The sequence below is a fragment of the Martelella lutilitoris genome (assembly GCF_016598595.1).
GTDB lineage: Bacteria > Pseudomonadota > Alphaproteobacteria > Rhizobiales > Rhizobiaceae > Martelella > Martelella lutilitoris_A.
Genome location: NZ_CP066786.1, coordinates 266,692 through 286,904, shown reverse-complemented (window position 1 = coordinate 286,904; position 20,213 = coordinate 266,692). Strand labels below are relative to the sequence as shown.

The window sequence follows — 20,213 nt, the reverse complement described above, 5'->3', positions numbered from 1 at the left end:
TCCTCCGCATGCATTACGGGTCAAGCCGCTGGTCCACGAGAGCCCGCGCGGCCTGAAACGCGGCCTCTATACCCATTTTGGACGTATCAAGCAAGTGCGCATCGTCCGCGGGGCGCAAGGGACTGTCCTTTCGCCCCATGTCCCGCGCGTCGCGGCGGCGGACATCGTCGAGGATCGCATCGAAATCGGCCGACTCCCCCTTGGCGACGATTTCGTCACAGCGGCGCCTGGCGCGGATCTCGGCATCGGCCGTCACATAGAGCTTCACCGGCGCCTCCGGGCAGACCACAGTGCCGATATCGCGGCCGTCGAGCACCGCGCCCTTGCCGGCCGCGGCGAACCGTCGCTGGGCCTCCACCAGCGCCACGCGCACGGCGGGCATGGCGGCCACCTTCGAGGCAGCCTCGCCGATGTCATGGGCCGAAAGCACCGCGCGGTCGAGATTGCCGAGATCGACGCGGGCCGCCATCTCGGCGGCGACCGCTTCATCATCCAGCGGTTTTCCCGCATCGATAAGCGCCTTCGCGGTTGCACGGTAGGTCAGCCCGGTATCAAGGTGCGGCAGGCCGTAATGCGCGGCAAGCTTTCTCGCCAGCGTTCCCTTGCCGGCCGCCGCCGGTCCGTCGATTGCGATGACAAAGCCCATGACACCCATTCCGTTCCGTTTGACGCTGACATAGCGCATCCGCCCGAAAATCGGAACAACCGGATCCAACGAAAAAGGCCCGGCTGAAAAACCGGGCCCGATGTTCGAATAACGTGAAAGCCTATTCCGAGGCGCTGTCGGCAAGCGCGGGGGCCTTGTCCTTCTTGGCAGGCTTGGACGACGCGTCCTTGCCCTCGTCGCCTTCGGCCTCGGCCTTCGGTGTGCGGCGGCGGCGCGCCGGCTTTTTCGGAGCCTCGGCTTCTGCGCCATTCTCGCCGGCGGAAGCGGCGCTTTCCTCCTCGCCAGAATTCTCGGCAGCGGCGCGCTTGGTGCGGCGCGGACGGCTGGCGGCTGGCGAACGACGGCGGGATTTCGCCGCCGGCTGGCCCTCGGCCTCTTCGGCCGCAACCTCGGCGGGCGTTCCGTCGATCACCGGCTGCGGGCCGTCGGCATCCACCTGGGGTTCCTGCTTGCGCTGCTGTTCCTTGCGCTCGCCGCGCTCGTCGGACGACGACTGGTTATTGCCGTTATTGCCCTTTTTGGCCGCAACATCGTCATTGTCCTCGTCGGAGCGGTCGTCGCGCTGATGGCGCTCCTGAAGCTGCGACTGGGCTGCGGCAATGATGCGGTTATAGTGCTCGGCGTGCTGGAGATAGTTCTCCGCCATCACCCGGTCGCCCGCCCCTTGCGCATCGCGCGCAAGCGACATGTATTTTTCCGCGACATGCTGCGCGGTGCCCCGCACCTTCACATCAGGACCGGTACTGTCATAAGTGCGGGTCAGCGGGTTGGCGCCCTTACGGTTGAAGTTATTATTGCCGCCGCGCCCCCGGCTGCGCTTATTCTGCTGTCCTGACCTCATGGAGTATTCACCTGAATTTTCTGTCAATGGTCGAGCTACGCCTTGGCCGTTCCCGCATCAGCGAAACACGGCGGCATAGCCCCGTTGGCAGGGCAAACGACCCTCTGCCATTCGTGGAATCCAAATACCTGAATCACGCAAAAGACGGTATGTCACAATGAACCAACATTGGACGAAAAACCTTGAGACTGTTGCCTGGCGACGAATCGCCCGTTTCGTTCAGTCACCGTTTTGCGTGGCTGCAACCTATCGTGCTTGTCTAAAAATTCCAAGCCCTTTCTTCGCCTGTTTTGAAAAAGGCCGGAACCGGCTTGATTTTCAGCTTTTCCGGGCGCTTGCAAAAATGACAACGCGGTCATTTCCGCCAAAATCCCTGTGCGATTGTGCAAGTGCGAACCCTTCTTCGGAAAAGATCGCGGTCACCACGTCCTTCTGGTCAAAGCCGATCTCAAGCGCGACAATGCCGTCTTCGGCCAGATGGTCCGAGGCTTTCGCCGCGATCGCGCGGTAGGCGTCAAGACCGTCCTTGCCTCCGTCCAGCGCGCGGACGGGATCATGCTCCCTGACCTCGGGTGCCAGTGTATCGATCACGTCCGAGACGATATAGGGCGGATTTGACACGATCATGTCGTATCGCCCCTTCGTCACATCGAGCCATGGTCCGCGCGCCGTCTCGAAACGATCCGCGACACCGTTTATCAAGGCATTGGCGCGCGCGGTTTCAAGAGCCCCGTCGGCAATATCCGTGGCAAGCGCGGTCGCTCCGGCGCAATTTTTCAACAGAGCGACCGCAATCGCGCCGGTTCCGGTGCCAAGATCGACGAAACGGGCCGCGCCTTTTAGCCGAACCGTCTGCTTGAGAAAGGCAAGCGCATGCTCGACCAGAATTTCCGTGTCCGGCCGCGGCTCCAGCGTTTCGGCGGACAGCATGAAATCGAGGCCGAAGAATTCGCGCGCGCCGAGGATGCGGTAGACGGGTTCGCGCGCAAGCCGCCTCTCCATGGCGGACGATACGGCGATCTCTTCATCCGGCTCGATCACGCGGGCGCCCTCGGTCATCATCTCCGTCAGGGACAGGCCGAGCACGCCGCTGACCAGATGACGTGCATCCTCCGCCGGCGTTTCAAGACCTCCCGCCGCGAAGGCGGCAACGGCCTTGCGATAGAGCGCTGAAAGCGTCGTCACGCCCGTATCCTCAATTGGCCTTCGCGCCGAGAAGCGCGAGCTGGCCGGCCTGGTAATCGGCGACGAGCGCATCGACGATCTCGTCGAGATCGCCGGCGATCACGGCATCGAGCTTGTAGAGCGTCAGGTTGATACGGTGGTCGGTGACGCGCCCTTGGGGAAAATTATAGGTGCGGATACGTTCCGACCGGTCGCCGGAGCCGACCTGGGCCTTGCGGTCGGCAGACCGCTCGCTATCGGCGCGCTGGCGCTCCATGTCGAACAGCTTGGCGCGCAGCACCTGCATGGCCTTCGCCCGGTTCTGATGCTGGGATTTTTCCGATGAGGTGACGACGATGCCGGTCGGGATATGGGTAATGCGCACGGCCGAATCGGTGGTGTTGACGTGCTGGCCGCCGGCGCCCGAAGAGCGCATCGTGTCGATGCGGATATCTTCCTGGCGAACCTCGATGTCGATGTCCTCCGCCTCGGGAAGAACGGCGACCGTTGCCGCTGAAGTATGAATGCGACCGCCAGCTTCGGTTTCCGGCACGCGCTGCACGCGGTGCACGCCGGATTCGAATTTCAGCCGCGAGAAAACGCCGCGCCCCGAAACCGAAGCGATGATTTCCTTGTAGCCGCCGGCATCGCCCTCGCTTGCGGAAAGCACCTCGACCTTCCAGCCCTTGTCGGAGGCGTAGCGCTCATACATGCGGAAGAGGTCGCCGGCAAAGAGCGCCGCCTCGGAACCGCCGGTTCCGGCGCGGATCTCCAGCACCGCACTTTTCTCGTCGGCCGCATCGCGCGGCAGCAGCAGAAGCTGGATTTCCCCGGTCAGCGCCTCGATGCGTTCCTCAAGCTCAGGCACTTCCATTTCGGCGAGTTCGCGCATCTCCCGGTCGGTCGCGCGGTCGGAAAGCAGGCTTTCGAGGTCGGCAAGCTCGCGTTCGGCGGACTGATAGGCGCGGATCTTGGCCACCACCGGCTCGAGCTCGGCATATTCGGAGGCGAGCCTCACATAGGTCTCGGCGTCGGGGCCGGACGACATGCGCGCCTCGACCTCGGCAAAACGCCGTTCCAGTTCCCGCATCTTTTCCTGTGGTAGCATCGCCACGGGTCATTCTCTCCGCTTGTTGTTGGTCTTTTTTGCCGCCTGCGTTTTTGAAAACGCCGCTAAAGCGGAATATTGTGCTCGCCGGCAAAGCGCTCCAGAAGGGCGCGCACCGGCGTCAGGTTCGCCGGATCGTCGAGCGCCGCGTTCACGACATCGCTGACGGCCGAGATATCAAGCCCGAGCAGCATCGCCTTCACCGGACCGATCGCTGTCGCGGACATCGATACCGAGCGATAGCCGATGGCAAAAAGGGCCAGCGCCGAAATGGGCTTGCTGGCATATTCGCCGCACAGCGTCACCGGGACATTGTTGCGCTCGCCCGCCCGAACGACATCGCGCAACATCCTGAGAAAGGGCTTGCTGATCGTGTCATAACGGTCGGAAACGCGGGCATTTCCGCGATCGATCGCCATGAAGAACTGGTAAAGATCGTTGGAGCCGACCGAGACGAAATCGACCTCGGCCATCAACTCGTCCATCTCGTAGATCAGCGCCGGCACTTCCAGCATCGCGCCAAGTTCGATCTTTCGCGGCACCTGATGGCCGAAGCGGGCCATGTGCTGCACCTCCTTGGCCATCAGCGCACGGGCCTCGCGGATCTCGCCGACCTCGGAAACCATCGGCACCATGACCCTGAGCGTCTCACCGGCCGAGGCCTTCATCAGCGCGCGCAACTGCATGCGCAGGAGATAGGGCCGGTCGAGCGCCAGACGGATCGCGCGCCAGCCCATGGCCGGGTTTTCCTCTTCCTGCGCGCGGAAATAGGAGACCATCTTGTCGGAGCCGATGTCGAGGGTGCGGAAAGTGACGGGACGATTGCCCGCATGGTCGAGCACCTGGCGATAGAAGCTCTCCTGCTCGGCCGCCTTCGGCATGCGCGAGGCGATCATGAACTGCAGTTCAGTGCGGAACAGGCCGATTCCTTCCGCACCCGAATCGTCAAGCTGCGGCAGGTCGACCAGAAGCCCGGCATTCATCATCAGCTTGAAGCGCACGCCGTCGGCGGAGACCGGATCGACGGACCGGAGCGCCCGGAACTGCTCCTGGCGGCGCGCCCTGAGCCTCAGCTTTTCCTCATAGGCGGTGACGACCGCATCGAGCGGGCGCACATGCACCTCGCCATCATCTCCGTCGACAATGATCGCATCGCCGTTCTCCACCTGGGCGGCAACGCCGGTCGCCTGGCCGATGACCGGAATACCCATGGCGCGCGCGACGATGATGACGTGGCTGGTCGCCGCTCCCTCCTCGAGCACCAGGCCGCGCAGTTTCTCGCGCGGGTAATCGAGAAGCTCGGCCGGGCCCATGACGCGGGCGACGACCACGGCGTCCTCGGGAAAATTCTCCCCGTCCGTATCGACCGCATGGCCGGTCAGCTGACGCAGCAGCCGGTTGGCAAGGTCATCGAGATCATGCATGCGGTCGCGCATGAAGGGGTCGGTGAGGCGGATCATCCGGGCCTTGGTGTCGCTCTGCACCTTTTCCACGGCGCCCTCGGCCGTCAGCCCCAGCATGATCGCTTCTTCAAGCCGCCGGACCCAACCGCGGTCATGGGCGAACATGCGGTAGGTTTCCAGCACCTCGCGGTGCTCGCCCTCCGAAGGCACGTCATTGCGCTGAAGAAGCTCGTCGATCGAAAAACGCAGCTTCTCGATCGCCGCGCGCAGCCGCGCAATCTCGGCGTCGCTGTCCTCGTTGACGAGGTTGTTGATCATGATTCGCGGTTCGTGCAGCACGGCATGGCCGAGCGCGATGCCCTCGCCATAGGCATCGCCCGAGAGCGACACCGAGCGGGTCAGGTCGAGCTCCATGCCCGGCCGGGTGATCTTCTTCAGATCACCGGAGGCGATCAGTTCGGCAAGCAGCATCGCCGCCGTCTGCAGCGCCTCGACCTCCTCCTCGCTATAGGCATGCTCGTCGGTGTTCTGCACCACGAGAACGCCGAGCGTGCGGCCGGCGCGCAGGATCGGCACGCCGAGGAAGGAGTGATAGATCTCCTCGCCCGTTTCCGGCAGATAACGGAAGGCGGGGTGGGACTGGGCGTCGGAAAGGTTCAGCGGCCGCGCGGAAGCCGCGATCGTGCCGACAAGACCCTGGCCCATGCGCAGGCTCGCCAGGTGAACCGCATCGCGCTTCAGGCCTTGCGTCGCATAAAGCTCAAGCACGCTGTCGGCTCTGAGCACATAGACCGAACACACGGCCGCGACCATGTTGTCGGCAATCTGGCCGACGATGCGGTCAAGGCGGTCCTGCGGCTCCAGCGGCTCGGCCATCAGTTCCCTGAGCCGCTTCAGCAGGATACGCGGGCTCGGTGCTTGGTGGTTCATAGCAGTCTGTCCCCGGTGGAGAAACCGTCTAGGTTTCAGTCGGACCGTTCCGAAACGAGGGGTTTGCGGACAATCCGTTACGGCTTATTTATCGAGACCGTAGCAGGAATGCAAAGTTCTGACAGCAAGCTCGGCATAGGCGCCGTCGATCAGGATGGAAATCTTGATCTCCGATGTAGTGATCGCCTTGATGTTGATGCCCTTCTGCGACAGCGCCTTGAAGGCCGATGCGGCAACGCCGGAATGCGAGCGCATGCCGATGCCGATGACCGAAATCTTGGCAAGCTCGGTCTCGCTCTGGATCACGTCATAGCCGATTTCGGATTGCTTGGCGGCAAGCGCCGCCTTGGCCTTCTCCACGTCCGACGCCGGCACGGTGAAGGTCATGTCGGTGTGCGTGCCCTCTTCCGAGATGTTCTGCACGATCATATCGACATTGACATGAGCCTCGGCAAGCGGGCCGAAGATGGCGGCGGCAACGCCTGGGCGATCTTCCACGCGGCGCAGCGAAATCTGCGCTTCATCCTTGGCATACGCGATGCCGGTCACGACTTCCTGTTCCAAAATCTCATCCTCGTCGCAAATCAGGGTCCCGGGCGGATTGTCGAAGTCGCCCATGCCCGGCGCATCCGGCGCCTCGAAACTCGAACGCACGAATGTGCGCACTTTATGGACCATGGCCAGTTCGACGGAGCGCACCTGCAGCACCTTGGCGCCGAGCGAGGCCATTTCCAGCATTTCCTCGAAGGCCACCTTCTTCATGCGTTTCGCCTTCGGCTCGACGCGCGGGTCGGTGGTGTAAACGCCATCGACATCGGTGTAGATGTCGCAGCGATCCGCCTTGACCGCAGCAGCGATGGCAACGGCGGAGGTATCCGATCCGCCGCGGCCGAGCGTCGCGATCCGGTTGTCCGGACCGATGCCCTGGAAACCGGCGCAGACGGCAACCTGCCCCTCGCCCATGCGCTTGACGATATCCGAACCGTCGATATCTGCAATGCGGGCCGCGCCATGGGTGCTGTCGGTCCTGATCGGCACCTGCCAACCCTGCCAGGAGCGGGCGTTGACGCCCATGGACTGCAGCACGATGGCCAGAAGACCCGAAGTCACCTGCTCGCCAGAGGAAACGACCACATCATATTCGCGCGCATCATGCATCGGCGAGGCTTCGCGGGTCCACTCGACGAGCTCGTTGGTCTTGCCGGCCATGGCGGAAACGACGACGGCAACCTCGTGGCCGGCATCGACCTCGCGTTTGACATGGCGCGCCACATTGCGGATACGCTCGATATTGGCGACGGAAGTGCCGCCGAACTTCATGACAATGCGGGCCATATTCCAACACTCGAATTTTCTGGCGTCCGAAAGCGATGGCGGACGCGACACCACGGCCGTCCCCTGGAAACCCGGTTGGCGGCCGGACCGGTCGCAACCGGACTCACGCAGCCGGGAAAGCTGCGGTTTCTTAGCGAAATCGGACCCCGCGCGCAATGGCGCTTGGCAAGAGTTTGACAGGCGCGCGGCCGGCCGAAGCGCTATTTTTTCGAAAGGCCTGTGGGCATGACCACCGGCCCGCCGCCGGCGTGGCCGAAAAACGCCTCGACGCCGTAAACGCGCCGAAGGTTTTCAGGCGTCAGCACAGCAGAGGGCGGCCCGTCGGCGACGATGCGTCCCTCCGACAGCATCACCAGCCGCGTGCACCAGCGCGCGGCCAGGCCCAGGTCATGCAGCGAGCAGACAACCGACCGTCCGTCGTGAAGGAGCGAGCCGAACACCTCCATCAGAGCAATCTGGTGGGCCGGATCGAGCCCCGCCACCGGCTCGTCAGCAACGAGCAACGGCGCTGCCTGGGCCAGAGCCCGGGCAATCAGCACCCGTGCGCGCTCCCCGCCGGAAAGCGTGTCGGCGCGCCGGTCCGCAAGCGCGTCGACGCCCATGCATTCCATGGCGCGGGCGATGACATGGCCGCCGGCATAATCCCCGAAGGCCGACGCTTCGCGCCAGGGCTGGCGGCCGAGGCCGACGATATGCCGCACCGCCACCGCCCAGGCGATTTCATGATCCTGCGGCAGGTAGGCGACGGCGCGGGCGCGCTCGAGCGGCGTCATGGCCGCAAGCGGCCTGTCCGCCAGGTGCACGTCGCCGGAGGCGCGGGCAAGGCCGAGACAGGCCTTCAGAAGCGTCGTCTTGCCGGCGCCGTTCGGCCCGATCAGGCCCACGAGCTCGCCATGACCGACCGAAAGGGTGACATTGTCGATGATGGCGCGCCCGCCGATGCGGACAGTGAGATTATCGACGCCGAGCAGCATCAGATCAGCTCCCGTCGCGTCTTGAAGATCAGCCACAGAAAGAACGGCGCGCCGATGAGCGCCGTCACGACTCCGATCTTCAGGTCCCGCTCGGGCGCAACCAGCCGCACGGCCACATCGGCCGCCAGAAGCACCGCCGCACCGCCCAGCGCGCTTGCCGGCAGGAGGCGGGACGGCACGGCGCCGACCAGCGGGCGCAGAAGATGCGGCACCACCAGCCCGACAAAGCCGATCGCGCCGGAGACGGCGGTCGCCGCCCCGACGCTTGCCGCGACACCCCAGATTACCAATCGTTCGGTGGTTTTCGGCGATATACCAAGGCTTTCCGCCGCGTCATGGCCGATCGTCATCGCGTCAAGCGCGCGCGCTGATGAAAACAGCAACGCCCAGCCGAGCGCCATGAACGGCACCGCCAGCCAGAACTGCAGCATGGACCGATCGGCCAGCGAGCCCAGCATCCAGAACATGATTTCCATGGCGGCGAAGGGATTGGGCGAAAGATTGAGCGCCAGCGCCGTCATCGCGCCGGCAAAGCTCGTAACGGCGACGCCCGCGAGAATGATCGACAGGCTGCGCGCCCCGCCGCCCGCCAGAAAACGCACCAGAACGACCGAGAGAACGGCAAAGACCAGCGCCAGAACCGGCAGCGCCAGCGCGAAAAGCGCTGACAAGCCCGTGTAGATCGCGATCACCGCGCCGAGCGAGGCCGAGGCCGTGACCCCGAGGAGGCCCGGTTCGGCCAGCGGGTTGCGCAGATAGCCCTGCAGCACCGCGCCCGACAGACCGAGCGTCGCGCCGATCGTCAGCCCCAGAAGCGCGCGCGGCAGCCGGATTTCCTTCATGATCAGCGCGATCGCGCCGGCATCATCGCTGAAAAGCCCGGAAAGCGCCGCACGGAAACCGAAGCCCGCCGGACCGACGGTGAGCGAGGCCATGAACAGCACCGCCACCAGAAGGCTAAGGCCGGTGAGAAGCAGGACGTAGCGGCGGCGTTCCGTCATGGCGCGTTTCCGGAACGCAGTTCCCAGCCGATGAAACGGGCGCCTGCACCGCCATCGTCGGGAAGGCTCCTGGCGGCGGCGCGGGTTTTCAGCCGTGCCACGGCCTCAAGATTGAAAGGCCCGCCGCAGATCGTCAGGCGACTGGGCAGGTCGACAAGGTCCGCCTTGGCGGCGGCCGCGCGGAAGGCAGGATGGGCAAAGGGCGCTTCCGCCAGCGCCGGCGCGTCATAGCCGCTGTCTCCGCCGATGATGACCTCCGGCGCGGCCATGATCAGGCGCTCGAGCGGCAGGCGGCCGAGCCCGTCGACACCGGCTGATCTTCCGATATTGGAAAGTCCCGACCTGGCGACAATATCGCCGGCCAGCGTCTCCTCGCCCGACGTGTAGCCATTGGCAAAGTAGAGCGCTGCCGTCTTGCCGTTGGCAGGCATCGCCTCAAGGTCTTCGAGCGTTTCGTCCATGTCCGCGACAAGCCTTCCGGCCGCGTCTTCACGGCCAAGAAGATGGCCCATGCGAAGCAGGTTCTCGCGCACGTCGTCAAGCGAGGTTTCGGGGTCGAATTCGGCCACCGGTATGCCGAGCCGCTTAAGGAGGTCCACCGTCTCGCGCGTGGTGTAGCTGCCGGCGAGCACCAGGTCCGGCTTCATCAGGAAGACTTCCTCGGCAAGGCCGTGATTGAGCCTGTAGCCCCTGGCCTCCTCCGCCATCGCCGAAACCGCCGGATCGGCGGAAAGGTTCGACACCGAGACGAGCTGGCCGTTGCCGGCAAGCAGCATCGCCATCTGGTCGGTGCACAGATTGATCGAGACGACACGGGCCGGCGCGAAGCTCTGGTGACGGGCGAAAGCCATGCCTGGAACCAGCAAGGCAGGAAGGAGGCCGGCGCAGAGGCTCGCGAGCTTCATAAGATTTCGAGCCGAAAGCGCCGACCGCAGCATCTAGAAGGTCCTTTGGTAGGAAAGCGTCACCGTTGTGCCGGGCGCCCTGTAGCCATAGGTGGTCTCATAATCCTCATCGAACAGATTCTCCACCGCGAATTTGACGCGCGCGGCCGGGTCGATATCGTAGAGCGCCGAGACATTGACCAGCGTGTAGTCGCCAAGCTGCGGATTATAGCTCGATTCATTGGTCCAACGGCTGCCGACATATTCGATATCGGCGTTCAGATTGAGCGCTTCGGTGGCCTGCCAGCTTGCCGCCGCCGTCAGTTTCAGCCGGTTCTGGTCGGCGATGTAGACATCATCCGTCTCGTTCTTCGGCAGGCGGTATTCGAAACCGAAATCGAGCCCGAGCCGGTCGTCCATCAGAGACTCGGACCAGACGGCCCGCACGCCGGAGATCTTCGCCCTGTCGATGTTTTCCATCGTGCCGATATAGGACGGCGGCGCGGAGACATAGGCGATCATGTCGTCGATATGGTTTTCATAATAGACGAGATCGATGACCGTGCCGGTTCCCGAATCCCAGTTGATGCCGGCTTCCCAGTTCTTCGAGGTTTCGGCATCGAGATCCGGATTGCCCTCATAGGTGCCGTCGAAGGCCCAGTAGAGATCGTTGAAGGTGGGGGCGTTGAAGCCGGTGGAATAGGAGGCCCGCGCCGTCAGCCCCGGAAGGAGTTCATAGCCGAGGCCGATATTGTAGGTGAGCGCGCCGCCGAACTGCTCGTCCGCATCATAGCGCAGGCCGGCGTTCAGCGTCAGCGCCTCATATTCGAGGCCGTACTGGCCGTAGACCGCGCCGACATTGCGCCCGGTGTCGGTGTAGTCGACGGAACTGTCCACCGTTTCGCGATAGGCCTCGCCGCCAAGGGTGAAGCTGTTAAGCGCGTCGCCGGCGATCACCTCCTTCGTGCTCGAGGCCGAAAGGCCGAAACGGTTGGTATCGTAATGCGTTTCGGCTTCCGGATGGTCGTCGCGGAAGTTCTTCTGGTAATCGAAGGCCGAATAGACTTCGACGACAGAGGACCAGTCGTCGGCATGATCGAGCTCGGCGCCGAGCTTGAAGGCGGCATTGGTTTGGATCGACTGGTTGGCGCCGTAGACCATGGCGCCGGTCATCCAGTCGGCATAGGGCGCCGCGTCGAAATGGGGGTTGGAGCGGGCGTAAAAACCTTCCGAATAAAGCCGGCCCCAGGTGAAGTCCTTGCCGATCGCATAATTGAACGAACCCTGCAGGAAACCGTCGCGGCCCGCCTCATGCACGGAGTTCTGTGGCGTGGTGAAGTCATACCCCTCGGTTCCCAGAAGCGACAGGCCGAGGTTGAAATCAACGCCATTGTTCGTAATCCCGCGGGTCGCCACCGTGCCGAAGCCGCCCCAGGGCCAGGTCACGCCGGTCTCGACCGTGGTGCAGATTGCCTGGCCGTTGGCGCAGGTCGAGCCGTCCCTGGTGATGATGTTGACGACGCCGCCGATCGCATCGGCGCCCCATTCGGCGGAGTGCGCGCCTTCCGCGATCTCGACCCGCTCGATCGCCGACAACGGAATATTGGCGAGATAGGCCGAACCGCCGGTGGCGGAGGCCACCCGCATGCCGTCGACAAGCACCAGCGTCTGCGACGCGCTGGCGCCGCGCAACGTGACCGTCGCCTGCGCGCCCTGCCCGCCATTGGCGGTAATGTTGACGCCCGGATACTTCCTGAGCAGCGACGGCAGGTCGGGCGCCGCCGATCTTTCGATATCCTCCTCGTCGATCAAGGTCACGGTCGAGGTCGACTGCAGGATCGTGGAGGGGCGGCGCAGCGGCGTCGTCACATAGACCGGCTGCAGGTCGATCACGTCATCTTCAACGAGCCCGGCATCCTGGGCGAGCCCCACCTGCGCAGGCGTCAGGATCAAAAGCGCGGCCGAGGCCGCAAGCATGGATTTGTTCATGTCATATCCCCAAGCCGACCGGTTTCATGCCGGCCGAAAAAGCCCGTCGGGGAAGAAGTGACACGGAAAAATACCCGGTCGCGGTCCTGTCCCGTCGGCGGCAACATCGTTTCGAAATGTCACCGCGACGGCAGACCGCGCCAAAACAAGAACCCCGTGTTCCGGCATGGGTGACGGGACCGGGCAGGTCTCCTGGCTTCCGCGTCATCGCCATTGTTTCCGTCTTCCCGGATTGCTCCAGTGACATTTGGAAACGGCTCAGCGGCTACAGTTGCGGGGGCAGCCACGGATGGAGCAAAAAACCCTGTCCCGTGTTCCCTTTTCATCCGTCCTTTCGAACGGAACCTGATCCGCGCGCAATCTATGCGGCGGCATGCCGCCAAGTCAACGACGCCTGACATGCGAAATGTTGAGACAATTTCAACCAGTTGCGCTTGTGTCACAGGCCGAAGGCGTGGGAAATCGCCCGTCATCAGCCATGCGGAATGACGCTCAGGGAACCGTCGGTCTCGAGGATGACGGCGGCAATCGCGTCAAGATCATCCTCGCCGCTCGCGCGGACCGCTGCCCGCACCTCGTCCTCGGTCAGCCTCTGGCGCAGCATGGCGCGCTTGAGAAACTTGCCGTCGGAAAGAACCAGAGCCGGCTCGCTCTTGACCAGACGGTCCACGACAGGAAAGCGGACCGACATCCAGGTGATGGCGAACTGCAGGACAATCAGCAGAGCCAGCGCCGTGACGCCTTCGGCCAAGGGGACGGACCGGCTCAGCATCACCGTTGCCAGAACGGAGCCGAGTGCGACGGTGACGACGAGATCAAAGGCGTTAAGCTTGGAAAGTGTTCTCTGCCCGCTGACGCGCAGCATCAGGACCAGGGCGACGTAGCCGAGTCCGCCAATGGCGATGACCCGGAATATTCCTGTGAAGCTTTCGAAAAGCATCCTGTTTCTCCCTCTTCTTACCAGAGGGAACGCAACAGACGGAAAAAGGTCCCGCCCGGCTTCGGACCAGTGACAGGCTCAGACCAGGACCGGCTGCTCGTGCATGTCTTCCGAGCCGAAGAACTTCAGGTAGCGCTCGACTTCCTTCGGGTCTCCGGTCGCCTTTTGCGGATTGTCGGAAAGCTTGACCGCCGGGCGGCCGTTGGCGTCGGAAACCTTGCAGACGATCGAGATCGGCTTCAGCCCGCCGACGCGGTGCGGCGCGCAGCCGATGAAGTCATTGGTGAGATTGGTGCCCCAGCCGAAGCTCATGCGCACCCGGCCCTGGAAATGCTTGTAGGCCTCGATGATGGCGTCGACATCGAGCCCATCGGAAAAGATCAGGATCTTCTCGCGCGGATCGCGGCCCATCTTCTTCCACCAGTCGATGATCTTCTCGCCGCCCTCGATCGGCGGGGCGCTGTCGGGGCGGAAACCGGTCCAGTCGGCAACCCAATCCGGCGCGTTGCGCAGGAACGCTGTCGTGCCATAGGCATCGGGCAGCGCGATCAGCAGATTGCCGCCGTAAAGCTTGTTCCAGTCCTGCATCACCTTGTAGGGCGCTGCCGCAAGCTGCTCGTCGGTTTCGGCGAGCGCTGCTGCGACCATCGGCAGTTCATGCGCATTGGTGCCGACGGCCTCCAGATCGGTATCCATGGCCAGAAGCACGTTGGAGGTGCCGGTAAAGGCCGGGCCAATCCCTTCCTTAAGCGCTTCCACGCACCAGCGCTGCCAGAGGAAGGAATGCCGCCGCCGCGTGCCGAAATCGGAGATCCGAAGCCCTTCGAGCGCGGCCAGCCGCTCCACCTTCGCCCACATCTTCGCCTTGGCGCGGGCATAGGTGACGTCGATGGTGAAGAGACCGAGGTCCTTCATCGCCGCACGTGAGCGCAATTCATTGATGATGCACAGCGCCGGGATCTCCCACATCGTGGTTTCCATCCAGGGACCGTGAAAATCGAGTTGATACTGGCCGTCGCGCTTGGTCAGTTCATATTCGGGCAGGCGGAAATTGGCGAGCCAGGTCAGGAACTCCGGCTCGAAGATCTGCGATCGTCCGTAAAACGAGTTACCCGCAAGCCAGATCATCTCCTTCTTGGAGAGCTTGATTTGGCGTGCGTGGTCAAGCTGCTCGCGCAGCTCCCCTTCGTCGATCTCCTCGGCAAGGCGCACCGAGGTCGTGCGGTTGATCACCGAGAATGTCGCGTTGACGTCCGGATAAAGCTTCCAGATCATCTGCAGCATCAGGAGCTTGTAGAAATCGGTATCCAGCAGGCTGCGGATGATCGGGTCGAGTTTCCAGCTATGGTCGTAGACCCGTGTTGCAATATCGGTCTTCGGCATCGCTCTTCGGCCTTTCGAGCCGCCTCTCAGGCGAAAAAAACGCTGGAAAGGGCCGCCATGCCGCCCTTTCGGGCCCATGACTTAGCTGTAAAGGCGATGAAAAGTCCAGAGTCGTTTTGCTCGAATTGAGCTTTACTGGGCCGGCGCCTGTTCCGTCTGGGCGGCATCCTCGGTCACGGTCTCGACCGCTGGGTCGCCGCCGCGCGGAGCAAAGAGTTCCACGGCGCCCCAGACCAGAAAGGCCAGGACCAGACCGCCGGCCAGGATGGCGAGCACCGGTCGTCCGCGTTCGGAGTGGCGTGCTTCGGTCGGGGTCACGTCGACCTCGACATCCTCGGGACGGTTTCCCGTCTTCCTTTTCTCAACCATTGTCTACCTCCCGTATCGTTTCTCCCGCGGGAAGGATCAGCCCGCGCCTGGCGCGCCGAACAGCCACGAGGCACCGCCCCAGATCAGCACCACGGCGACCATGATGGCGATGATGACCATGATCACGGTCTGGCCGCGATTGAGGTGCCGCTTCTCGGTCTCGGGCACGCGGGTGTCGTCCTCGTTCTTCTGCGGGTAATTGTCCTCGCCCGGATAGGTGACAGGGCGGCCTTCCTTCGGATCGAAATGCGTCGTCATGTCGTTCTCCCTGGCCTCCGCACGAGGATCGGCGGAGGGTTTTCTTCAGGGAAGAAACGTAAGGCCGCGGGTCTTTGTTCCCCCGGCTCAGTAGCCGGCGGCGCGGTTGACCACATGCTGCAGCGGCTCGCCCGCCTCGAAACGGGCGATCTGGCGTTCCACATGGGCAAACAGCGCCCTGACATCGGTATCGGAGGCCACATGCGGCGTGACGACGACCCGCTCATGCGCCCAGAGCGGACTTGTTGCCGGCAGCGGCTCGGTTTCGAATACGTCGAGCGAGACGCCGTGAAGCAGGCCCTCATCCAGAGCAGCGAGAAGATCGGCCTCGACCTGCGAGCCGCCGCGTCCGGCATTGATGAAGACGGGGCTCCCAAGCGGACCGGACCGGCGGAGCTTTTCAAAAAGCGCCCGATTGAAGATGCCGGCCGTCTCATCGGTCAGCGGAAGAAGGCCGACCAGAATGTCCGTCCTGGCAAGAAAATCATCAAGGCCTCTGGCATCAAAACATTCAACGCTATCGATTTCCTTCTTTCTCCGCGACCAGCCGATCACGTTGAAGCCCATGATCTTCAGCTTCGCCGCCGCATCCCGCCCCAGGACGCCGAGCCCCATGATGCCGACGGTGAAGTCTCCGGCTTCGGCAGGCGGCAGCGGTTGCCAGTCTTTCTCGGCCTTCAGACGGGCATAGTCCGGCATGCGGCGGGCATGATGGAGACATTGCAGCACCACATACTCGCTCATCCGCCGGGTCAGCGAGGGATCGACGAAGCGCACGAGGGGGATATCCGGCAGCCCCTGAAGCGCCAGCACCCGCTCGACGCCCGCCCCGCCGGAAAAAAGCACTTCCAGGTTGGGCGCGCGCGAAAACAGATCGTCGTCCGGCTTCCACAAGACGGCATAGCGGCAATCGGAAAGATCGCGGCCCTTCGTTTGCGGATCAGCGAGATCGATCACCGGCCGGTCGGAAAAGAAAGATCCAAGCGCTTCGACGATCATGGCGCGGCCGGAGAATTTGAGGTCGACAAGGACGGGGGCTTTGGGCATCGGGGCTTCCTTTGGGCTCGGCGTAATGGTCAAGCTTGCGTCGTGAGCAAAAGCGCTCAATCCGCTTCCACCGGCTCGATATCGAAGGCGGCGGCAAGCAGCGCCCTGGTATAATCAGCCTTCGGGTTTTCGAAAACCTCCGCCGCCGGGCCGCGCTCGACCACTTCGCCGAAGCGCATGACGATGATCTCGTTGGCGAGCGCACGCACAACCTTCAGGTCATGCGAGATGAACAGATAGGCGAGATTGTGCTTCTTCTGCAGGTCGGAGAGAAGGTCCACCACCTGCGCCTGTACGCTCATGTCCAGCGCCGAGGTCGGCTCGTCCAGCATGACGAAGCGGGGTTTGAGCACCATGGCGCGGGCAATCGCGATCCTCTGGCGCTGGCCGCCGGAAAACTCGTGCGGATAGCGCCAGCGGGTCGCGGCGTCGAGGCCGACCTCTTCCAGCGCCGCGCCCACCCGCGCCTCGCGCTCGGCGACCGTAAGCGAGCGCTCGTGGATCTTCAGCCCCTCGGCGACGATTTCGCCCACCGACATGCGCGGCGACAGCGAACCATAAGGGTCCTGAAACACAATCTGCATCGCCTCCCGGAGCGGCTTCATCGCCTTGAAGGAATAGGCGTCGATATCCTTGCCGACAAAGCCAATCCTGCCTTCCGAGGCGATCATCCGCGTCAGCGCCAGACCGAGCGTCGTCTTTCCGGACCCCGATTCGCCGACAACGCCAAGCGTCTCGCCGGCGCGCAGCTTCAGCGAAATGCCGTTGACCGCCTTCACGTGGTCGATCGTCTTGCGCAACAGTCCCGTTTTCACCGGAAACCAGACCTTGACGTTTTCGGCCTCGACCACGACCTCGCGGCTCGGATCATGCGCCGGCGGCTCGCCCTTCGGCTCGGCGGCGAGCAGGTGCCTTGTGTAGGCATGCTGCGGATTGTCGAAGATCTCGGCAACCGGCCCGTGCTCGACGATCTTGCCGTCGGTCATCACGCAGACCCGGTCGGCGAACTTGCGCACGATGCCGAGATCATGGGTGATGAACAACATCGACATGCCGTGATCGCGCTGCAGGCTTTTCAGAAGTTTCAGAATCTGCGCCTGCACCGTCACGTCCAGCGCCGTGGTCGGCTCGTCGGCGATCAGCAGCTTCGGCCGGTTGGCAAGCGCCATGGCAATCATCACGCGCTGGCGCTGGCCGCCGGAAAGCTCGTGCGGGAAGGCGCCGAGCCGTCTCTCCGCCTCGCGGATGCCGACCTCATGCAGCAGTTCCAGCACGCGCCTGCGGGCGTCCGCCCCGGTCATGCCGGCATGCAGCGCCAGCGTCTCGCCCACCTGTTTTTCCACCGTATGCAGCGGGTTCAGCGAGGTCATCGGCTCCTGGAAGATCTGGGTGATATCGCCGCCGCGCACCTGCCTGAGCGTGTGGTCATCGGCCTTCAGCAGATCGCGGCCTGCAAACAGGATCTCGCCGCTCGGATGACTCGCAGCCGGATAGGGCAGAAGGCGCAGCACCGAGGCCGCCGTCGCGGACTTGCCGGAGCCCGATTCGCCGACCAGCGCCACCACCTCGCCCGGCAGGATGTCGAAGGAGATCCGGTCGACGGCGAGATTGTCGGCCTCGCCCTGACGAAAGGCGACGGACAGGTCCTTCACGGAAAGAAGAGGCGTCTGGTTCATTGGAAGGTCTTCCTCGGGTCAAACGCATCGCGCACCGCCTCGCCGACGAACACCAGAAGCGACAGCATGATCGAGAGCGTGAAGAAGGCGGTGATGCCAAGCCACGGCGCCTGCAGATTGCTCTTGCCCTGATTGACCAGTTCGCCGAGCGAGGGTGAGCCGGGCGGCATGCCAAACCCTAAGAAATCCAGCGAGGTCAGCGTCACGATCGCGCCCGAAAGGATGAAGGGCACGAAGGTGAGCGTGGCGACCATGGCATTGGGCAGAAGATGGCGGAACATGATGGTGCCATTGCCCACGCCGAGCGCACGCGCCGCCCGCACATATTCGAAATTGCGCGCCCTGAGGAACTCGGCCCTGACGACGGCAACGAAGCTGACCCATGAGAAAACCAGCATGACGCCGAGCAGCACGAAGAAGCCGGGCGGAAGGATCGCCGCGATGATCAGCAGGATGTAGAGCGTCGGCAGCGACGACCAGATTTCGATGAAGCGCTGCATCAGAAGGTCGACCCAGCCGCCGAAATAGCCCTGCACCGCGCCGGCGGTGACGCCGATAACGGCGGAAAATCCGGTGAGCAGCAGCCCGAACAGCACCGAGATGCGGAAGCCGTAGATCACCCGGGCCAGCACGTCGCGGGCAAGGTCGTCGGTTCCGAGCCAGTCCATGTTGCCGAGATTGCAGCCCGGATCATCCACGCCGTCAGGGTAACCGGCACAGCGCTCTTCCTTGGTCATCAGCCAGAAGGGCGGGGTTGGTGCCGAATAGGGCACGTTGGAGTTGATGGTGCGGTAGGAATAGCGGATCGGCGGCCAGATCATCCAGCCATTGGCCTCGATCTCCTCCTGGATGAAATCGGAGCGATAATCAGTGACCGCGAGAAAACCGCCGAACTTCTCCTCCGGATAATCGACGACGACGGGAAACAGGATCTCGCCCTTGTAGGAGGCGATGATCGGCTTGTCGTTGGCGACGAATTCGGCGAACAGGCTGATGATGAACAGGAACAGGAAGATCCACAGCGACCAGTAACCGCGCCGGTTGGCCTTGAAATTCTTCCACCGTCGCGCGTTCATCGGGGTGAGCCAGCCGGTCTTCGGGCGCTTGACCATGTCCTCGGATGCGAGATCGCTCATGTCACACATCCCTCTTTTCGAAGTCGATGCGCGGATCGATCCAGGTGTAGATCAGGTCGGAGACAAGGCCGATGAACAGCCCGAGAAGCGAGAAGATGTAGAGCGTGGCGAAGACCACCGGATAGTCGCGGTTGACGAGCGAGAGATAGCCGAGGCGGCCGAGCCCGTCGAGCGAGAACACGTTTTCGATCAGAAGCGAACCGGTGAAGAAGGCAAGAATGAAGGAACCGGGAAAGCCGGCAATGACGATCAGCATGGCATTGCGGAAGACGTGGCCGTAAAGCACCTTGCGTTCCGAAAGCCCCTTGGCGCGGGCGGTGATAACATATTGCTTGCCGATCTCGTCGATGAAGGAGTTCTTCGTCAGAAGCGTTGTCGTGGCGAAGGAGGAGACCGAAAGCGCGATCAGCGGCAGGGTCAGGTGCCAGAAATAGTCGAGCGGCTTCTGCCACCAGGGCAGTTCGGCAAAATTGTCGGAGACGAGGCCGCGCAGCGGAAACCAGTCGAAAAAGGAGCCGCCGGCAAACAGGATGATCAGCAGGATGCCGAGCAGGAAGCCCGGAACGGCAAAGCCGATGACGATGATGCCCGAGGTCCAGACGTCGAAACGCGAACCGTCCCGCACCGCCTTGCGGATGCCGAGCGGAATGGAGACGCCGTACGACAGCAGCAAGACCCATATGCCCAGCGAGATCGACACCGGCAGCTTGTCGATGATGAGGTCGATGACGGAAGAATTGCGGAAGAAGCTGTCGCCGAAATCGAAGGTCAGATAGTCGCGCATCATCAAGAGAAAGCGCGTCAGCGGCGGCTTGTCGAAGCCGAACTGGGCCTCCAGATCGGCGATCAGCTCCGGATCGAGCCCCTGGGCGCCGCGGTAGTTCGATGACGAGGCGCTGTCGAACCCGTCCATCGACATGCCGGCGTCCGAACCGCCGGACATGCGGCTTTCCGCGCCGCCGCCCTGGCCGTTCAGCTCCGCGATCACCTGTTCCACCGGGCCGCCGGGGGCAAACTGCACGATGATGAAGGAAATCGTCATGATGCCGACCAGCGTCGGGATCATCAGCAGCAGGCGGCGAAGGATATAGGAGCCCATTACAATGGT

Annotated in this window: 18 protein-coding genes and 1 riboswitch; all 18 genes read right to left on the bottom strand. The window is 63.3% G+C overall.

From position 1 onward, the window contains the following. Positions 1-13: 13 nt before the first annotated feature. The 18 genes from cmk to JET14_RS01280 all read right to left on the bottom strand — a co-directional run bounded on the left by cmk (position 14) and on the right by JET14_RS01280 (position 20,204). Complete coding sequence (gene cmk, locus JET14_RS01365; RefSeq protein WP_200336473.1) at positions 14-646, bottom strand: (d)CMP kinase; 633 nt, start codon at positions 644-646, stop codon at positions 14-16. Positions 647-767: 121 nt separating this feature from the next. Continuing rightward, entirely contained in the window at positions 768-1,508 is a 741-nt protein-coding gene (locus JET14_RS01360) for a DUF4167 domain-containing protein (RefSeq protein ID WP_200336472.1), read from the bottom strand. Between the two features lie 318 nt (positions 1,509-1,826). Further along, positions 1,827-2,693, bottom strand: coding sequence for a peptide chain release factor N(5)-glutamine methyltransferase (gene prmC, locus JET14_RS01355; RefSeq protein ID WP_246750448.1), 867 nt, complete (start codon positions 2,691-2,693; stop codon positions 1,827-1,829). A gap of 10 nt (positions 2,694-2,703) precedes the next feature. After that, entirely contained in the window at positions 2,704-3,786 is a 1,083-nt protein-coding gene (prfA, locus tag JET14_RS01350) for a peptide chain release factor 1 (protein WP_200336470.1), read from the bottom strand. 59 nt (positions 3,787-3,845) lie between these two features. Further along, complete coding sequence (gene ptsP / locus JET14_RS01345; RefSeq protein WP_200336469.1) at positions 3,846-6,113, bottom strand: phosphoenolpyruvate--protein phosphotransferase; 2,268 nt, start codon at positions 6,111-6,113, stop codon at positions 3,846-3,848. Between the two features lie 84 nt (positions 6,114-6,197). Next, positions 6,198-7,448 (bottom strand): aspartate kinase, encoded by a 1,251-nt coding sequence (locus JET14_RS01340; RefSeq protein ID WP_024706994.1) that lies wholly within the window; start codon positions 7,446-7,448, stop codon positions 6,198-6,200. Positions 7,449-7,648: 200 nt separating this feature from the next. After that, a complete protein-coding gene (locus JET14_RS01335; protein ID WP_432443055.1) occupies positions 7,649-8,422 on the bottom strand; it encodes an ABC transporter ATP-binding protein in 774 nt (257 codons plus the stop codon). Then, positions 8,422-9,423 (bottom strand): FecCD family ABC transporter permease, encoded by a 1,002-nt coding sequence (locus tag JET14_RS01330; RefSeq protein ID WP_200336468.1) that lies wholly within the window; start codon positions 9,421-9,423, stop codon positions 8,422-8,424. Before JET14_RS01330 ends, JET14_RS01335 begins: the two co-directional genes overlap by 1 nt. Continuing rightward, on the bottom strand, positions 9,420-10,274 hold the full coding sequence (locus JET14_RS01325; RefSeq protein WP_246750446.1) for an ABC transporter substrate-binding protein: 855 nt from the start codon (positions 10,272-10,274) through the stop codon (positions 9,420-9,422). The genes JET14_RS01330 and JET14_RS01325 overlap by 4 nt, the downstream gene beginning before the upstream one ends. 87 nt (positions 10,275-10,361) lie before the next feature. Next, complete coding sequence (locus tag JET14_RS01320) at positions 10,362-12,296, bottom strand: TonB-dependent receptor domain-containing protein (protein WP_200336466.1); 1,935 nt, start codon at positions 12,294-12,296, stop codon at positions 10,362-10,364. 165 nt (positions 12,297-12,461) lie between these two features. Beyond that, a riboswitch (cobalamin riboswitch) is annotated at positions 12,462-12,660 on the bottom strand. A 108-nt stretch (positions 12,661-12,768) separates the two neighbouring features. Further along, positions 12,769-13,236 (bottom strand): DUF421 domain-containing protein, encoded by a 468-nt coding sequence (locus JET14_RS01315; protein ID WP_200336465.1) that lies wholly within the window; start codon positions 13,234-13,236, stop codon positions 12,769-12,771. A gap of 78 nt (positions 13,237-13,314) precedes the next feature. Beyond that, positions 13,315-14,619, bottom strand: a complete 1,305-nt coding sequence (gene pncB, locus JET14_RS01310; RefSeq protein WP_200336464.1) for a nicotinate phosphoribosyltransferase — start codon at positions 14,617-14,619, stop codon at positions 13,315-13,317. Between the two features lie 132 nt (positions 14,620-14,751). After that, entirely contained in the window at positions 14,752-14,988 is a 237-nt protein-coding gene (locus JET14_RS01305; RefSeq protein WP_200336463.1) for a hypothetical protein, read from the bottom strand. A gap of 36 nt (positions 14,989-15,024) precedes the next feature. Beyond that, positions 15,025-15,246, bottom strand: coding sequence for a hypothetical protein (locus JET14_RS01300; protein WP_200336462.1), 222 nt, complete (start codon positions 15,244-15,246; stop codon positions 15,025-15,027). A gap of 87 nt (positions 15,247-15,333) precedes the next feature. Next, positions 15,334-16,293 (bottom strand): 2-hydroxyacid dehydrogenase, encoded by a 960-nt coding sequence (locus JET14_RS01295; RefSeq protein ID WP_200336461.1) that lies wholly within the window; start codon positions 16,291-16,293, stop codon positions 15,334-15,336. A gap of 56 nt (positions 16,294-16,349) precedes the next feature. Further along, positions 16,350-17,969: an ABC transporter ATP-binding protein gene (locus JET14_RS01290; RefSeq protein ID WP_200336460.1), complete on the bottom strand. Its 1,620-nt coding sequence runs from the start codon at positions 17,967-17,969 to the stop codon at positions 16,350-16,352. After that, positions 17,966-19,105: an ABC transporter permease gene (locus tag JET14_RS01285; protein WP_200336459.1), complete on the bottom strand. Its 1,140-nt coding sequence runs from the start codon at positions 19,103-19,105 to the stop codon at positions 17,966-17,968. Before JET14_RS01285 ends, JET14_RS01290 begins: the two co-directional genes overlap by 4 nt. Position 19,106: 1 nt before the next feature. After that, positions 19,107-20,204 (bottom strand): microcin C ABC transporter permease YejB, encoded by a 1,098-nt coding sequence (locus JET14_RS01280; RefSeq protein WP_200336458.1) that lies wholly within the window; start codon positions 20,202-20,204, stop codon positions 19,107-19,109. Positions 20,205-20,213: the final 9 nt, after the last annotated feature.

Coding starts and splice junctions, on each gene's coding strand:
- JET14_RS01295 (WP_200336461.1), bottom strand. CDS start 16,293: ATGCCCAAAGCCCCCGTCCTTGTCGACCTCAAATTCTCCGGCCGCGCC.
- JET14_RS01340 (WP_024706994.1), bottom strand. CDS start 7,448: ATGGCCCGCATTGTCATGAAGTTCGGCGGCACTTCCGTCGCCAATATC.
- JET14_RS01360 (WP_200336472.1), bottom strand. CDS start 1,508: ATGAGGTCAGGACAGCAGAATAAGCGCAGCCGGGGGCGCGGCGGCAAT.
- JET14_RS01315 (WP_200336465.1), bottom strand. CDS start 13,236: ATGCTTTTCGAAAGCTTCACAGGAATATTCCGGGTCATCGCCATTGGC.
- JET14_RS01305 (WP_200336463.1), bottom strand. CDS start 14,988: ATGGTTGAGAAAAGGAAGACGGGAAACCGTCCCGAGGATGTCGAGGTC.
- JET14_RS01285 (WP_200336459.1), bottom strand. CDS start 19,105: ATGAGCGATCTCGCATCCGAGGACATGGTCAAGCGCCCGAAGACCGGC.
- ptsP (WP_200336469.1), bottom strand. CDS start 6,113: ATGAACCACCAAGCACCGAGCCCGCGTATCCTGCTGAAGCGGCTCAGG.
- JET14_RS01330 (WP_200336468.1), bottom strand. CDS start 9,423: ATGACGGAACGCCGCCGCTACGTCCTGCTTCTCACCGGCCTTAGCCTT.
- cmk (WP_200336473.1), bottom strand. CDS start 646: ATGGGCTTTGTCATCGCAATCGACGGACCGGCGGCGGCCGGCAAGGGA.
- JET14_RS01290 (WP_200336460.1), bottom strand. CDS start 17,969: ATGAACCAGACGCCTCTTCTTTCCGTGAAGGACCTGTCCGTCGCCTTT.
- JET14_RS01320 (WP_200336466.1), bottom strand. CDS start 12,296: ATGAACAAATCCATGCTTGCGGCCTCGGCCGCGCTTTTGATCCTGACG.
- JET14_RS01300 (WP_200336462.1), bottom strand. CDS start 15,246: ATGACGACGCATTTCGATCCGAAGGAAGGCCGCCCTGTCACCTATCCG.
- pncB (WP_200336464.1), bottom strand. CDS start 14,619: ATGCCGAAGACCGATATTGCAACACGGGTCTACGACCATAGCTGGAAA.
- JET14_RS01325 (WP_246750446.1), bottom strand. CDS start 10,274: ATGGCTTTCGCCCGTCACCAGAGCTTCGCGCCGGCCCGTGTCGTCTCG.
- JET14_RS01335 (WP_432443055.1), bottom strand. CDS start 8,422: ATGCTGCTCGGCGTCGATAATCTCACTGTCCGCATCGGCGGGCGCGCC.
- JET14_RS01280 (WP_200336458.1), bottom strand. CDS start 20,204: ATGGGCTCCTATATCCTTCGCCGCCTGCTGCTGATGATCCCGACGCTG.